The organism is Ornithinimicrobium pratense (assembly GCF_008843165.1).
Classification (GTDB): Bacteria; Actinomycetota; Actinomycetes; order Actinomycetales; family Dermatophilaceae; genus Ornithinicoccus; species Ornithinicoccus pratensis.
In genome coordinates this window covers 3,204,597-3,218,082 of sequence record NZ_CP044427.1, presented here as the reverse complement: position 1 = coordinate 3,218,082, position 13,486 = coordinate 3,204,597, and the positions used below count along the sequence as shown (strand labels likewise).

Genomic DNA, 13,486 nt, shown 5'->3' with positions numbered 1-13,486 from the left:
CCGCCTCACCGCACCCGCGTGGGCGTCCCGCCGGTCAGCCGCACCAGGTCGGGATAGCTCAGCGCCATCACGGTGTCGGGCGTCCCTCCTGCGGCCCATACCTGGTCGTACTGCTCCAGCTCGACGTCGACCACAGCCCGCAGCCGCCCCGGGTGGCCGGTGGGCGCGACGCCGCCGATCGGCATCCCCGTCGCCTCCCGCACAAAGGCCGCGCTGGCCCGCTCCACCCGCCCTGCCCCCAGGGTGGCCGCGATGAGGTCGGTGTCCACCCGGGCGGCACCGCTGGCCATGACCAGCAGCGGCTCGTGGTCGCAGTCGAAGACCAGGCTGTTGGCGATCGCGCCGACCTCGCAGCCGATCTGCGCTGCGGCCAGCGCGGCAGTGCGGGCGTGCTCCTCGAGGAAGACCATGCGGGGCTCGATCCCGGCCGCGGTGACAGCGTCGAGGACGCGTTGGTTGGTCGGGTGCATGGGCCAGATATTCGCAGATGAGGGATCGATATGAAACACTACCTTGCGTAGTAATTCCGACCGTTGAGGACCGCCATGAAGCTCCGCACCGCCGCCCTGCTTGCCGCCATCGCCGTCGCCCTCGCGGCCTGCAGCCCGTCGGACAGCGAGAGCGCCGCGAGCCCGGCACCGGCCACGACCGCAGCCGAGCCCGCCGCCGAGCCGGCCACCGAGCAGGCCGGCGAGCCGGTCTCCCCGGTCGAGCTCGACACCTCCGCCGACGAGGCGTTGCCCGAGGAGGTGGCCGACATGCTGGAGGGGTATGGCGTCTCCGCCGAGGACGGCGTGCGGGCGGCCATCATGACGCTGGACCGGGTGGACCAGCAGCGGCCGCTCACCGTCCAGGGCTCGGTGCGCACCGACGACGTCGTCTTCGGCGACGGCGAGCAGGAGATCACCGTGCCCATCCCGGGCGACCTGGTCTACGTCTCGGTCGCGCCCTACGTCGACCAGACCCACCCCTGCCACTTCCACGCCCTCGGCGGCTGCCAGGGCGAGATGGTGGGCGAGGAGGTGCGGGTGCACATCGTCGACCACATGGGCGAGGTCCTGGTTGACGAGGAGGTCACGACCCGAGCGAACGGCTTCGTCGGCTACTGGCTGCCCAAGGACGCGCACGGCACGGTGACGATCACCCAGGGTGAGCTGACCGGGGTCGCGGCGTTCGAGACCGGCGACGGCGACGCCACCTGCGTGACCACGCTGCAACTGCGCGCCTGAGGTCCGCCCACTCCGGTGAGCCACCATTAGAGGCTCCCGCCACTGTTGCAACGGTGGCGGATGCCTCGACGAGTGGCGCGAGGGCCGCGCGCGGGTCTCCGGGGCCTCAGCCGACCGGCCGCGAACCGTCCGCAGTCTCCAGCACCAGGCGGACCTGCTCCGGGGTCGGCCAGGCCTCCAGCACGTCCAGGATGTCGGTCTCCCAGCGCTCGTCGTCCTCAGCCAGGTCGTCGCCGCGCTGCATGATGCTCAGCCCGGACAGATAACCGTCGCCGATCCACAGCTCGACCTGCAGAGGCAGCCCGCCGGCCTCGAAGTGGGCCCGGACCGGCCAGCCCTGGGCGTGCGGGACCACCCGCGGGGCCTCCGCCGGGACCTCGAAGTGGACGTCGGTGCTCAGCGGCTGGTCGCGCAGGATCGAGGCCTGCGCCTGGTCCAACTGTCCACGCAGGGTCGCGGCGGTCTCGACCAGCCCGGCCGGCACGGGCCCGTCGGCGCCCGGGGACGTCGCCGCGTCGAGCATCGCCTCCAGCAGCGCGCGGGCGTGGTCGGGGACCTCGACCGACTCGTAGAAGTCCCCGGGCTCGAGCAGCTCGTCCTGGTCCCACGACGCGGGGCGGTTCTGGTTCTCCAGCGCCAGCGCCGCACCTACGCCCGCCCCCACGAGCGCCAGGGCCAGGCGGGGGCGCTGCATACCCCAGGAGCGCAGGCGGGCAGCAGCCCACCCGTCGGCCGCCTCGTCGAGGGGAGCGGTGACCAGGGTGGCCGCCGCCCCGGCGACCGCCCCGAAGATCGGCGCCGGGACCTCGGGCAGCAGGGCGCGGCGCCCCGTGTCCCAGGTGTACCAGCCGACGTAGGCCGAGCGGGCCAGCCTCAGCAGGTGCCGCTGCCCTGGGGTCATCCGGGTGTGGTCGGGCAGCGCCAACGCGCCCAGCGCCAGCGCGCTGGCGGCGACAGTGCCCAGCTTGGTACGGCTCGTCGTCGACGGGTCAGTCTCGGTGACGGTGGGCGCAGCGATGTCAGTCATGGTCCGACTCTACGTCCGCACCGCCCGGTCCTTTTCCGCCCGCCGGGCGGCAATGTCCTTCCACACCGGCGCGTTGGTGATGCCCACGTCCTCCGGGTTGAAGACTGGGTCCACCCCGGCCTTGCGCTGCCGGTCGTAGTCGCGGATGACCGCGTTGGCCTGCTTGCTGAGCAGGACCAGCGCCACGAGGTTGATCCAGGTGTAGAGGCCCAGGCCGACGTCGGCGAGGTTCCACGCGAAGGACGCCGAGCGCAGCGAGCCCAGGAAGATCGAGGCGGCCAGCAGCATCCAGGCGACGCGGACGACCAGGCGCTGGCGCCTGCCGGCGCGCAGCAGGTAGGACAGGTTGGTGTCGGCGTAGAAGGCGAACGACAGCAGCGTGGTGAAGGCGAAGAAGAACATCGCGACCGCGAGGAAGGCCGAACCGAAGCCAGGGAAGGCGGCGTCGATCGCCGCCTGGGTGTACTCCGGACCCTCGATGAGCCCGGGCACGTTCTCCACGACGGTCTCGCCGTCCGGACCTTCGACGTTGTAGGACCCGGTGACCAGGATCATCAGCCCGGTGATCGTGCAGATGAGCAGGGTGTCGACGTAGGCCGAGAAGCCCTGCGCCAGCCCCTGCTTGACCGGGTGGGACACCTCGGCCGCGGCCGCGGCCTGCGCGCCGGCACCGGTGCCGACCTCCGAAGAGTAGATCGCCCGCTTGACGCCCCACATGATCGCCGCGCCGACGATGCCGCCGAAGGCCGCGTCGGCCCCGAAGGCGCTGGCCAGGATGAGCCGGAACATCTCCGGCACAGCGCTGGCGTTGACGGCGAGCAGCGCGAGCCCCAGGAGGATGTAGCAGGCGGCCATGACCGGCACGACCAGCCCGACGACCCGACCGATCCGGTGCATGCCGCCGAAGACGACCAGGCAGAACAGCCCGGTGACGACGGCGCCGGTGGCCCACGGCGGGACCGAGAAGGCGGCGTCCATCGACACGGCGATGTTGTAGGACTGGATGGAGGGGCCGGTGATGGTCAGCGCGAAGATCGCCGCCACGGCATACAGGACCGCCAGCCACTTCCAGCCCAGGCCCTTCTCGATGTAGAAGGCGGGGCCGCCGCGGTACTCCCCGCCGACCTCCTCCTTGTAGATCTGGGCCAGCGAGCTCTCGGCGATCGCCACTGCCGCGCCGACGAAGGCGGTCACCCACATCCAGAACAGCGCGCCGGGGCCGCCGAAGTGGATGGCCGTGGCGACACCGGCGATGTTGCCGACCCCGACCCGGCCGCCGAGCGCCATCGCGAACGACTGGAACGACGACAGGCCCTGCGTCGAGTCGTCGCCGCGGACGAGGTAGCGCACCATGTCCGGCAGCCGCCGCACCTGCGGGACGACGGTGCGGATGGTGAACCACAGGCCCGCCGCGAGGACGAGCACGACCATGGGGGTGCTCCAGAGGAGCTCGTTGAGCCAGGCGATGGCGGGCTCCAGCATCGGCGCGGACCTTTCGGAAGGGTGAGCGCAGACTAGTTCGGCCGCACAGTTCTCGCCCGCCAGCAGCGCCCCTGCCCGGGTGCCGCGGGTCCGTCAGCGGGCTACAGGTCCGTCAGCAACCTCCGCGGATCCTCCACGCAGTCGGCCACGAACCGCAGGAACCCGCCTGCCGTCCCGCCGTCGCAGACCCGGTGGTCGAAGGTGAACGACAGCTGGGTCACCTGGCGCACCTTGAGCTTGCCTTTGTGCACCCACGGCTTGTCCACGATCCGGCCCACACCCAGCATCGCCGCCTCGGGGTGGTTGATGATCGGAGTCGAGCCGTCCACGCCGTAGACGCCGTAGTTGTTGAGGGTGAACGTCCCGCCGGTCATGTCCGCCGGTGACAGCTTCCCCTCCCGCGCCTTGGCGGTCAGCTCGCGCAGCCGTTGCGCCAGCTCGGTCGTGGTCAGGGCCTGCGCGTCATGCACCACCGGCACGACCAGGCCGCGTGGGCTTTGCGCCGCGAAGCCCAGGTTGATGCCGCCGTGCTGGACGATCTCGCCCGCCTCGACGTCCACCGAGGAGTTCAGGGCCGGGTATGCCGTCAGCCCCGCCACCACGATCCGCGCCAGCAGGGGGAGCACGCCGATGCCCGCCTCGGGCCGCGCCTCCTTGAGCGCGTCCTTGGCCTTCATCAGCCGGGTCGCGTCCACGTCCACCCAGGTGGTGGCGTCCGGGATCTCCCGCCGCGACGTGGACAGCCGCTCGACCATGATCCGGTGCACGCCCTGGATCGGGATCCGGGTCTCCTCACGGCCGGGGCTCTGCTCTGCCCGCCGACCGGACGAGCCGTCTGCGGCCCCCTGGCCGGCGACACGCTCTGCCCCCTGACCGGCGACACGCTCTGCCCGCTGCTGCGCGAGGTAGGCGTCGAGGTCGAGGCGGCGGATGACACCGGTCGGTCCAGGGCGCACCTGCTGCAGGTCCACGCCGGCGTCCTGGGCCAGCTTGCGCACCAGGGGCGAGATCACCCGGACGGCCTGGCGGCCGTTACGGGACGCGGCGGGGGACACGCTGGCGGACGTGACGGGGGAGGGGGCGGGCGACACGCTGGCGGAGGTGATGGGGGATGCGGCCGCGGACGGCTCGGGCGCCGACCGCGCCGGCCTGCGGCGACGACCGCCGGCCCGGCGGACTGGCTGGTCGCTGGCGCCATACCCGATGAGCGGGCGCTCGGGCTTGTCCTCCTCCTCCTCGTCACCCTCTGGCACGCGGGCGCCGGCGCGCTCCTCGGTGCGGTACTGCTCGCCACCGGCTCCGGTGGGTAGGTCCGCCCCGGCCGGCGCCGATCCGCCGCCGGCCCCTGGGGCGTCCGCTCCGGCGACGACCTTTCCGCCGATGGTGATCAGCGGCTCGCCGACGGGGAGCACCTGCCCCTCCTGGGCGTGCAGGACCGAGACCGTGCCGCCGAAGGGGATGGGCACGTCAACCGCGGCCTTGGCGGTCTCGACGGTGACGACCTCCTGGTCGATGCCCACCTCGTCGCCGACGCGGACGAGCCAGGTGACGATCTCGGCCTCGGTGAGACCCTCGCCCAGGTCGGGGAGACGGAAGACCTGCGTCATACCGTCACCGCCGTCCCGCCAGCACCCGCGTGGGTGAGGTCCGGCTCGTCGTCCCACTGCAGCCGGGCGATGGTGTCCAGCACCCGGTCCACGCCGGGCAGGTAGGTGTGCTCCAGCTTCGGCGGCGGGTAGGGCATGTCCAGCCCGCTAACCCGCAGCACCGGCGCGGCCAGGGAGTGGAAGCAGCGCTCCTGCACCCGGGCGGCGATCTCGGCACCCATGCCACCGAAGCCCTGCGCCTCGGCGAGCACCACGGCCCGGCCGGTCTTGCGCACGGAGGTCTGCACGGTGGCGTCGTCGAAGGGCACCAGGGTGCGCAGGTCGATGACCTCCACGTCCCAGTCCTCCTCCGCGGCAGCGACCTCGGCGGCCTTCAGCGCGGTCGGCACCTGGGGGCCGTAGGTGATCAGGGTGACGTCGGCGCCCTCGCGTCGCACGGCGGCCCGGCCGATCGGCTCGGTGCCAACCGGCAGGTCGAGGTCGGCCTTGGACCAGTAGAGCGGCTTGGGCTCCATGAAGACGACGGGGTCGTCGGAGAAGATCGACTCGCGCAGCAGCGAGTAGGCGTCGGCGGGGGTCGAGGGGGTGACGACGTGCAGACCGGGGGTGTGGATGTAGTAGCCCTCGGAGGAGTCGCAGTGGTGCTCCACACCACCGATGCCGCCGGCGTAGGGCATGCGGATGACGATCGGCATCGCCAGCTTGCCCTGGGTGCGGTTGCGCAGCTTGGCGATGTGCGAGACGACCTGCTCGAAGGCGGGGTAGCCGAAGGCGTCGAACTGCATCTCGATGACCGGCCGGAAGCCTTGCATCGCCATCCCCACCGCGAAGCCGGCGATCCCGGCCTCGGCCAGCGGGGTGTCGATGCAGCGGTCCTCGCCGAAGTCGCGGGTCAGCCCGTCGGTGATCCGGAAGACGCCGCCGAGCGCGCCGACGTCCTCGCCCATGACGATCACGTCCGGGTCCTGGGTCATCGCGTCGCGCATGGCCCGGTTGAGGGCCTGGGCGAAGGTGGTCTGGCTCATCGGGTGCTCTCCTCCATCGCGTCCTGACCGGGGCTGTCGGCGCTCGCGGCCTGCCCGGCCAGCTCGGTCTGCACCATCGCCCGCTGCTCGAGCAGCTGGGGGGTGGGCTCGGCATACACGTGCTCGAACAGCGAGAGCGGCTCAACGACCGGCTCGAGGTTCATCCGGTCGCGCAGGTCGGCCGCCTGCTCCTCGGCCTCGGCCCTGACCTGCTCGATCTGCTCCTCGTCGAGGTGGCCCTCGGCGACCAGCCAGGTCTGCAGACGCACGATCGGGTCCTGCCCGGTCCACTCGTCGACCTCGTCGGGGGTGCGGTAGCGGGTGGCGTCGTCGGCGTTGGTGTGCGCCTCCATCCGGTAGGTGTGCGCCTCGACCAGCACCGGGCCCTTGCCCTCGCGGGCGTGCCGGCAGGCGGCCTGCATCACGGCCAGCACCGCGGCGGGGTCGTTGCCGTCCACCTGCTCGGAGCGCACGCCATACCCGATCCCCTTATAGGCCAGGGTGGGTGCCTTGGTCTGCTTGGCGAGGGGGACGGAGATCGCATATTTGTTGTTCTGCACCAGGTAGACGGTCGGGGTGTTGAAGACGGCCGCGAAGTTGAGACCCTCGTGGAAGTCGCCCTCGGAGGTCGCGCCGTCGCCGATGAGGCAGAGGGCGACCGCGTCGGCGCCGCGACGGTCGAGCGCGTGCGCGCTGCCGGCGGCGTGGACGGCCTGGGTGGCGAGCGGGGTGCACTGCGGGGCGGTGCGGGTCGCCTGCGGGTCGTAGCCGCAGTGCCAGTCACCGCGCAGCAGGGTCAGCACGCCGACCGGGTCGATGCCGCGGGTGACCAGGGCCATCGAGTCGCGGTAGGTCGGGAAGACCCAGTCCTGCTCCTCCAGCGCCAGGATCGGCGCGACCTGGCAGGCGTCCTGCCCTCGCGAGCTGGGGTAGACCGCCAGCCGGCCCTGCTTGGTCAGCGCGGTGGACTGGGCGTCGAAGCGGCGCCCGAGCACCATTGCCCGCCACACGGCGAGGAGCTCCTCGGGCTCGGGGAAGGCGTAGCCGCGCGCGGCAGCCTGCTCGGAGAGCTCCACCCTGGTCCCGTCCGGCGCGAGGAAGCGCACTGGCTCGGGGCAGGGGAGGAGGTCGGCGATGTCGCTGGTCATGCAGACTCCTGTGTCTGGGCGATAGACGTCTGCCCCCTATCGTCGCTCCTGGGTGGGCTTCCGTTCTATCCCTAGGGGCAAGTGTGGACATCTGGCATGCTTGCGGTATGCCCAGGAGCCAGACGTCCAGTCACGGTGCGCCGCGCGCGGGCTCCGGCAGACAGGTGGCTGCCCTGGACGACACGGACCGGCAGATCGTCGCGTTGCTGCGCGCCGACGGACGGCTCTCGGTGCGCGCCCTGGCCGAGCAGGTGCACATCTCCCGGGCCAGCGCCTACACGCGCCTGGAACGGCTGCACCGCGACGGCGTGATCACCGGGTATGCCGCGCAGGTCGACCCCGACCGGCTCGGCCTGGCCACCGCGGCCTATGTCTCGGTGTCGATCCAGCAGGGCTCCTGGCGCGAGGTCCGCGACGCCCTCAGCGAGCTGCCGGGGGTGGAGCGGGTGGCACTGGTGGGCGCCGAGTTCGACATGCTGGTGCAGGTGCGCGCGCACGACAACCACGAGCTGCGCGAGGTGGTGCTGGGGCAGATCCAGGCCATCCCCGGCGTCCGTGGCACCCGGACCTGGCTGATCTTCGAGGAGTGGGTGACGTGAGCCGTGAGTTGGGCGAATACCGGCTGCGGCCGGTGCGCGAGGGTGACGCTGAGGCCGTCCTCGAGGCCTTCTTGTCCGCGCCCGACATGGCGCGGCAGGGGGACGTCACCGACCTCGCGTCGGCACAGGGCTATGTGGCGTGGCTCCAGGGGCCGACGCGGCACTCTTTCGCGGTGTGCACCGGTGACCGGGTGGTCGGGCTGGTGGCGGTCGGCGTCGACGAGGCCAACCGAAACGGCTGGGTCTTCTACTGGATGCACGCGGCGCACCGCGGCCTCGGGGTGACCGGGCGCGCCGTGGCGACGGTCGCGGACTGGGCCCTGCAGCCCGCGCCCACCGGGGCAGGCATGGAGCGGCTGGAGCTGGGCCACCGGGTCAACAACCCAGCCTCGGGGCGGGTGGCGCTGGCGGCCGGCTTCGTGCAGGAGGGCCGGGAGCGGGGGAAGTTCCTCATCAACGGTGAGCGGGTCGACGTGCTGACCTACGGCCGGCTGGTGTCCGACCCGTGGCCGGAGACGACTGTGCTGTCGATCGGGTCCTGACCCTCGGCCTGTGCCCCTCCCCGGCGTCGAGTGGCAGCCGAGGAGTCGCCCCTCTACCGTCGGGGGATCGGGCCGGCCCCCGATCGGCCCGGGAGAGGACACGATCATGGCGATCTGCGAGGTCTGCGGCAACGACTACGACAAGAGCTTCGAGGTGGTGGCGGCCGGCCAAACGCACACCTTCGACAGTTTCGAGTGCGCGATCCACAAGATGGCGCCGATCTGTGAGCACTGCGGCTGCAAAGTCGTCGGTCACGGCATCGAGGTGGAGGGCCGGTTCTACTGTTGCGCCCACTGCGCGAAGCACGCCGAGGGAGATGTGCCGGTGGATGACCGGGTGGGTTGAGGACGGTCTGGCCTCTGTTAGTGCTGCAGCAGCCCGAGTAGGTAGTCGCCGTAGCCGGACTTGCGTAGTGGTTCGGCGCGCTCGGTGAGTTCGTCGTCGGTGAGGAACCCTTGTCGCCAGGCGACTTCTTCGGGGGCGCCGATCTTGTAGCCCTGGCGGGCCTCCAGGGTGCGGACGAAGTTGGAGGCGTCGTTGAGGGAGTCGAAGGTGCCGGTGTCGAGCCAGGCGGTGCCGCGGGGCAGGATCTCGACCTGCAGCTCGCCCTGTTCGAGGTAGCGCCGGTTGAGGTCGGTGATCTCCAGCTCGCCACGGGCCGAAGGACGCAACTCGCGTGCGTAGTCGACGACGCGTTCGTCGTAGAAGTACAGCCCGGGGATGGCGTAGGAGCTCTTGGGCTCGGCGGGCTTCTCCTCCAGCGAGATCGCCCGCCCTTCTTCGTCGAACTCAACGACACCGTAGGCGGTGGGGTCAGCGACGCGGTACCCGAAGACAGCGGCACCGTGCAGGTCCTCAAAACGGCTCAGCTGGGTGCCCAGTCCGGGTCCGTAGAAGATGTTGTCGCCCAGGATGAGGCAGGACGGCTGCCCGGCGACGTGGTCAGCGCCGAGGAGGAAGGCCTGGGCCAGGCCGTCGGGGGAGGCCTGGACGGTGTAGGTGATGTTGATCCCGAACTGTGACCCGTCGCGCAGCAGGCGTTGGAACTGCTCGGCTTCGTGCGGGGTGGTGATGACCAGCACGTCGCGGATGTCGGCGAGCATCAACGTCGAGAGGGGGTAGTAGATCATCGGCTTGTCATAGACCGGGACCAGCTGCTTGCTGATGCCTTGGGTGATCGGGTGCAGCCGGGAACCGGTGCCCCCGGCCAGGATGATGCCCTTCATCGCTGCTCGTCCTCTCGGTGCAGGTATGCGGCCAAGGCGGCGCCCTGGTCGCTCGGCGTGAACCCGGTGGCCTGGATCTTGTCCAGGGACAGGACTGAACGGGCCGGGCGGGGCGCGACCGGGCTGGTGGCCCCTGCGGTGTACTGCGCGGTGGTGGTCTCGCTCACCGCTGCCGGGTCGGCGCCGCGCAGACTAAACACTTCTCGGGCGATGTCTGCCCACGAGGTGGGTTCGCCACTGCTGGTGACGTTGTAGGTGCCGTAGGGGGCGCCGGTGGCCAGCAGGTGGACGGTGGCTTGCGCCAGGTCGGTGGTGAAGGTGAGCCGACCCACCTGGTCAGCCACCACGGACGGGGACACGCCACGGTCGGCGAGGCCGGCCATGGTGGTCACGAAGTTCTTCCCCTCGCCCACGACCCAGGAGGTGCGGATCAGGTAGTGGCGGGGCGCGATGCTGACGGCCAGGTCCCCGGCGGCTTTGGCTTGCCCGTAGACGCCTAACGGGCACAGCGGGTCGCTCTCGCGGTAGGCGTCGGCGGTGCCATCGAAGACGTAGTCGCTGGAGTAGTGCACCAGGGTGAACCGGTGCTCGACCGCGGCCCGGGCCAACGCAGCCACGCTGGAGGCGTTCGCGGCCCAGGCCTCTTGCCGCCCCTGCTGAGTCTCGGCGGCGTCGACGGCCGTGTACGCCGCGGCGTTGACCACGGTGGCCACACCGCCCCAGTCGAAACGGGCGATGGCGTCCGGGTCGGCCAGGTCCAGCTCGTCCCGTCCGATGACCCGCGCCTGCGGCAGTGCCGCGGACAGGGCCCGGCCCAGCTGTCCCGTACGCCCCAGGATGAGGGTCCTCCGGTCCAGGACCGGGATCACGTCAGCCAGCCGCGGGTGGGCCCGATCCTTGTCCGAGATCTCCGCGTCCGCTAGCGGGATCGGCCACGGCACGGACACGGTCTCATCGGCCAGGTTCAGCATCGTGTAGGACGCATCGGGTGACCAGTGGTCGTTGACCAGATAGGAGTAGACCGTGTCCTGGGTCAGGGTCTGGTAGGAGTTGCCGACCCCGCGGGGCACGAACACTGCCGTGTGCTCGTCCAGCTCCTCGGTGTGCAGTGTGCCGAAGGTAGGTCCCTCGCGCAGGTCGACCCAGGCGCCGAAGACGCGGCCGTGGGCGATGGAGACCAGCTTGTCCCACGGCTCGGCGTGGATACCCCGGGTCACCCCGGCCGGCCCGTTGTGCGCCACCGAGTGCTGCACCGGGCCAAAGTCGGGCAGGCCCAGCGCGGTCATCTTCGCCCGCTGCCAGTTCTCCTTGAACCAACCCCGCGCATCGCCATGGACCGCGAGGTCCACCACGAGCAGGCCAGGGATGGCGGTCGACCGGACACTCAGGTCAGCCATCACTGACCCTTGGCGGCGTAGGCAGCCTCGGTGCCCGCCTTCTTCGGCTCCCACCAGTCCCGGTGGGCGGCATACCACTGGATCGTGCGCGCCAGACCCTCCTCGAAAGAGCCATGGGAAGGCGTCCACCCCAGCTCGGTCCGCAACCGGGTGGGGTCGATCGCGTAACGCAGGTCGTGCCCGGCCCGGTCGACCACGTGGTCAAAGTCGCCCGGGTCATGCCCCATCAACTCCAGGATGAGCCGCACCACGTCCAGGTTGGACCGCTCACCGTCAGCACCGATCAGGTACGTTGCCCCGACCTGGCCCTTCTCCAGGATGGTCCACACCGCGCTGGAGTGGTCCTCGGCATGGATCCAGTCCCGCACGTTCTCCCCACTGCCGTACAGCTTGACCCGCCCACCGGCCAGCACGTTGGTGATCTGACGCGGGATGAACTTCTCCACGTGCTGCCACGGGCCGTAGTTGTTCGAGCAGTTCGACAACGTCGCCCGCACCCCGAAAGAACGCACCCAGGCCCGCACCAGATGGTCCGCAGCCGCCTTCGACGCCGAATACGGCGAGGAAGGCCGGTAAGGCGTGTGCTCGGTGAACCGCTGCGGATCGTCCAGCTCCAGGTCGCCATACACCTCATCGGTAGACACATGATGCAACCGCACATCGTGCCGCCGCACCGCCTCCAACAGGGCGAAAGTGCCCACGATGTTGGTCTGGATGAACGGACTGGGGTCATGCAACGAGTTGTCGTTGTGCGACTCCGCCGCAAAATGCACCACCGCGTCACCCGGACCAATAAGCCGGCCGACGAGGTCACCCACCAACTGCTCATCAGCGATGTCACCCACCACCAGATCGAAACGATCCCCCGGCAGAGCATGCAGTGCCTCCGGCGAGGCCGCATACGTCAACCTGTCCAACACCGTCACATGCACATCCGTGTGCTCCAACGCGTGATGCACAAAATTGGACCCTATGAAACCGGCACCACCGGTCACCAACAGACGACGCATAGGACCAACCTATCTGGTCATGGCCCCCGCGCCGGAGGGCTGCGGGGGGCAAGGTGCCCCGGTCGATCTGGGTCCACCCGCCATCACTGAATGGCCTGCAGCCGATAGCCGATCGACCGCACCGAGTCGATGCAATCCGGAGCCCCGGCGGCGCGCAGTTTCATCCGGGTGCGGCTGATATGCGACTCCAGCGCCCGGTTGCTGAGGTTTGCTTTGCCGGTGGCAACCGAGAGTTCGCTGCGGGGCACCACGTCGCCCTGGCTCAGGGCGAGGGCTAGCAGGATCTGGAACTCGGACTTCGTGAGGCTGACCCGCCGAGTCCCTACGTCGACGGTGCGTTGCCGTAGGTGAATGTCGATAGTCCCGGCGACGGAGATGAGGTCTGGCAGGCTGGACCGGACCGGCTCGATGCGCTCAGAGCGGACGAGTGCATCCAGTCGGCTGCGCAACTTGCGAGTGGAGGCGGGGATCCCCACTACATCGCGCGCTCCCCGGTCCAAGAGGCTCGCCTCGTAGTGGTCGGTCAGTGCCTCGACGAGGACGAGGGTGGGCACATGAAACTCGGCTAGCCACCGTTGCACGTCGATGAGCTGGGGGGTGATGGCTCCGCCGTGCACGATCGAGGCCAGTGGCGTGTCCTGGTCCAGTTGCTCACGAACGAGCTCAGGACCCACGATGATGTAGGGGATGGAGCAGTCCTTGAGGGCTCCAAGGGTCGTCTTGAAGGCAGCCGGCGCAGCCTCCAGCGGGATCAGCCAGGCAGGTCGGGTCACGGGATCCTCAGCATGAAGAGACAAGAAGGCAGGCTCAGTCACGGGTGAGCCTTTAGGAAGTCTTTACCTTTGGTCTGCCTTTGTCAATCGCTCATCGGTCCGGACCGGAGGCTCGCTTTTCCGCCTTGCGAGGGAAGCTCAGCCGGGTGCGACCCCCACGACCGTTGGGTCTACCCCTGCTGCGAGTCGAACGCCACCCCCACGGCGATCCCGAGGGGCATGCCGATGGCCAGCCAGAGCACCTGGCCGGTGACGGCGAACAGGACTACCCCGAGCAGCATCCCCCCGATCAACCCGTAGATGAGGCCGTTGTGCTGCGGTTCATCCTGGGGGCCGGCGGAGTCGGGCTCCTCTGCGCTCACGTGCTCACTCCTTGCCCTTCAGAGGCGATGGTGGCTTGCATGGGGAGAACCTACCAAC

General features: G+C 70.2%; 15 protein-coding genes. 4 read left to right on the top strand and 11 right to left on the bottom strand.

Annotation, left to right across the window (positions count from 1 at the left end; genetic code table 11):
* Window positions 1-5: 5 nt before the first annotated feature.
* Window positions 6-470, bottom strand: coding sequence for a YbaK/EbsC family protein (locus FY030_RS14840; protein ID WP_158062300.1), 465 nt, complete (start codon window positions 468-470; stop codon window positions 6-8).
* A gap of 75 nt (window positions 471-545) precedes the next feature.
* On the opposite strand from FY030_RS14840, the gene FY030_RS14835 reads away from it, so the two are divergent.
* Window positions 546-1,229, top strand: coding sequence for a CueP family metal-binding protein (locus FY030_RS14835; RefSeq protein WP_158062299.1), 684 nt, complete (start codon window positions 546-548; stop codon window positions 1,227-1,229).
* A 106-nt stretch (window positions 1,230-1,335) separates the two neighbouring features.
* Here the strand turns inward: FY030_RS14835 and FY030_RS17145 are convergent, their stop codons facing one another.
* From FY030_RS17145 to pdhA, 5 genes are all read right to left on the bottom strand, one after another.
* Window positions 1,336-2,256: a hypothetical protein gene (locus tag FY030_RS17145; protein ID WP_158062298.1), complete on the bottom strand. Its 921-nt coding sequence runs from the start codon at window positions 2,254-2,256 to the stop codon at window positions 1,336-1,338.
* A gap of 9 nt (window positions 2,257-2,265) precedes the next feature.
* Window positions 2,266-3,738 (bottom strand): alanine/glycine:cation symporter family protein, encoded by a 1,473-nt coding sequence (locus tag FY030_RS14825; protein WP_158062297.1) that lies wholly within the window; start codon window positions 3,736-3,738, stop codon window positions 2,266-2,268.
* Window positions 3,739-3,839: 101 nt separating this feature from the next.
* Complete coding sequence (locus FY030_RS14820) at window positions 3,840-5,345, bottom strand: dihydrolipoamide acetyltransferase family protein (RefSeq protein WP_158062296.1); 1,506 nt, start codon at window positions 5,343-5,345, stop codon at window positions 3,840-3,842.
* Window positions 5,342-6,370, bottom strand: coding sequence for an alpha-ketoacid dehydrogenase subunit beta (locus tag FY030_RS14815; protein ID WP_158062295.1), 1,029 nt, complete (start codon window positions 6,368-6,370; stop codon window positions 5,342-5,344). The genes FY030_RS14820 and FY030_RS14815 overlap by 4 nt, the downstream gene beginning before the upstream one ends.
* The gene (pdhA, locus tag FY030_RS14810; protein ID WP_158062294.1) at window positions 6,367-7,518 is read right to left on the bottom strand and encodes a pyruvate dehydrogenase (acetyl-transferring) E1 component subunit alpha; all 1,152 of its coding nucleotides are present in this window, start codon (window positions 7,516-7,518) and stop codon (window positions 6,367-6,369) included. Before pdhA ends, FY030_RS14815 begins: the two co-directional genes overlap by 4 nt.
* Before the next feature lie 107 nt (window positions 7,519-7,625).
* Between pdhA and FY030_RS14805 the strand changes: the two genes are divergently transcribed.
* From FY030_RS14805 to FY030_RS14795, 3 genes are all read left to right on the top strand, one after another.
* Entirely contained in the window at window positions 7,626-8,117 is a 492-nt protein-coding gene (locus FY030_RS14805) for an Lrp/AsnC family transcriptional regulator (protein WP_158062293.1), read from the top strand.
* The gene (locus FY030_RS14800; RefSeq protein WP_238348448.1) at window positions 8,114-8,659 is read left to right on the top strand and encodes a GNAT family N-acetyltransferase; all 546 of its coding nucleotides are present in this window, start codon (window positions 8,114-8,116) and stop codon (window positions 8,657-8,659) included. Before FY030_RS14805 ends, FY030_RS14800 begins: the two co-directional genes overlap by 4 nt.
* A 106-nt stretch (window positions 8,660-8,765) precedes the next feature.
* On the top strand, window positions 8,766-9,005 hold the full coding sequence (locus FY030_RS14795; RefSeq protein ID WP_158062292.1) for a hypothetical protein: 240 nt from the start codon (window positions 8,766-8,768) through the stop codon (window positions 9,003-9,005).
* Between the two features lie 17 nt (window positions 9,006-9,022).
* On the opposite strand, the gene rfbA is transcribed toward FY030_RS14795, so the two are convergent.
* The 5 genes from rfbA to FY030_RS14770 form a co-directional block, all read right to left on the bottom strand.
* A complete protein-coding gene (gene rfbA / locus FY030_RS14790; protein ID WP_158062291.1) occupies window positions 9,023-9,886 on the bottom strand; it encodes a glucose-1-phosphate thymidylyltransferase RfbA in 864 nt (287 codons plus the stop codon).
* On the bottom strand, window positions 9,883-11,283 hold the full coding sequence (locus FY030_RS14785; protein ID WP_158062290.1) for a sugar nucleotide-binding protein: 1,401 nt from the start codon (window positions 11,281-11,283) through the stop codon (window positions 9,883-9,885). The genes rfbA and FY030_RS14785 overlap by 4 nt, the downstream gene beginning before the upstream one ends.
* A complete protein-coding gene (rfbB, locus tag FY030_RS14780) occupies window positions 11,283-12,293 on the bottom strand; it encodes a dTDP-glucose 4,6-dehydratase (protein WP_158062289.1) in 1,011 nt (336 codons plus the stop codon). Before rfbB ends, FY030_RS14785 begins: the two co-directional genes overlap by 1 nt.
* A gap of 83 nt (window positions 12,294-12,376) precedes the next feature.
* The gene (locus FY030_RS14775; RefSeq protein ID WP_192498638.1) at window positions 12,377-13,066 is read right to left on the bottom strand and encodes a winged helix-turn-helix domain-containing protein; all 690 of its coding nucleotides are present in this window, start codon (window positions 13,064-13,066) and stop codon (window positions 12,377-12,379) included.
* 170 nt (window positions 13,067-13,236) lie between these two features.
* Window positions 13,237-13,428: a hypothetical protein gene (locus FY030_RS14770; RefSeq protein ID WP_158062287.1), complete on the bottom strand. Its 192-nt coding sequence runs from the start codon at window positions 13,426-13,428 to the stop codon at window positions 13,237-13,239.
* Between the last annotated feature and the right edge of the window lie 58 nt (window positions 13,429-13,486).

What these genes read in the sequence shown, in the direction of transcription:
- FY030_RS14840 (WP_158062300.1), bottom strand. Translation starts at nt 470, where the DNA reads ATGCACCCGACCAACCAACGCGTCCTCGACGCTGTCACCGCGGCCGGG.
- FY030_RS14835 (WP_158062299.1), top strand. Translation starts at nt 546, where the DNA reads ATGAAGCTCCGCACCGCCGCCCTGCTTGCCGCCATCGCCGTCGCCCTC.
- FY030_RS17145 (WP_158062298.1), bottom strand. Translation starts at nt 2,256, where the DNA reads ATGACTGACATCGCTGCGCCCACCGTCACCGAGACTGACCCGTCGACG.
- FY030_RS14825 (WP_158062297.1), bottom strand. Translation starts at nt 3,738, where the DNA reads ATGCTGGAGCCCGCCATCGCCTGGCTCAACGAGCTCCTCTGGAGCACC.
- FY030_RS14820 (WP_158062296.1), bottom strand. Translation starts at nt 5,345, where the DNA reads ATGACGCAGGTCTTCCGTCTCCCCGACCTGGGCGAGGGTCTCACCGAG.
- FY030_RS14815 (WP_158062295.1), bottom strand. Translation starts at nt 6,370, where the DNA reads ATGAGCCAGACCACCTTCGCCCAGGCCCTCAACCGGGCCATGCGCGAC.
- pdhA (WP_158062294.1), bottom strand. Translation starts at nt 7,518, where the DNA reads ATGACCAGCGACATCGCCGACCTCCTCCCCTGCCCCGAGCCAGTGCGC.
- FY030_RS14805 (WP_158062293.1), top strand. Translation starts at nt 7,626, where the DNA reads ATGCCCAGGAGCCAGACGTCCAGTCACGGTGCGCCGCGCGCGGGCTCC.
- FY030_RS14795 (WP_158062292.1), top strand. Translation starts at nt 8,766, where the DNA reads ATGGCGATCTGCGAGGTCTGCGGCAACGACTACGACAAGAGCTTCGAG.
- rfbA (WP_158062291.1), bottom strand. Translation starts at nt 9,886, where the DNA reads ATGAAGGGCATCATCCTGGCCGGGGGCACCGGTTCCCGGCTGCACCCG.
- FY030_RS14785 (WP_158062290.1), bottom strand. Translation starts at nt 11,283, where the DNA reads ATGGCTGACCTGAGTGTCCGGTCGACCGCCATCCCTGGCCTGCTCGTG.
- rfbB (WP_158062289.1), bottom strand. Translation starts at nt 12,293, where the DNA reads ATGCGTCGTCTGTTGGTGACCGGTGGTGCCGGTTTCATAGGGTCCAAT.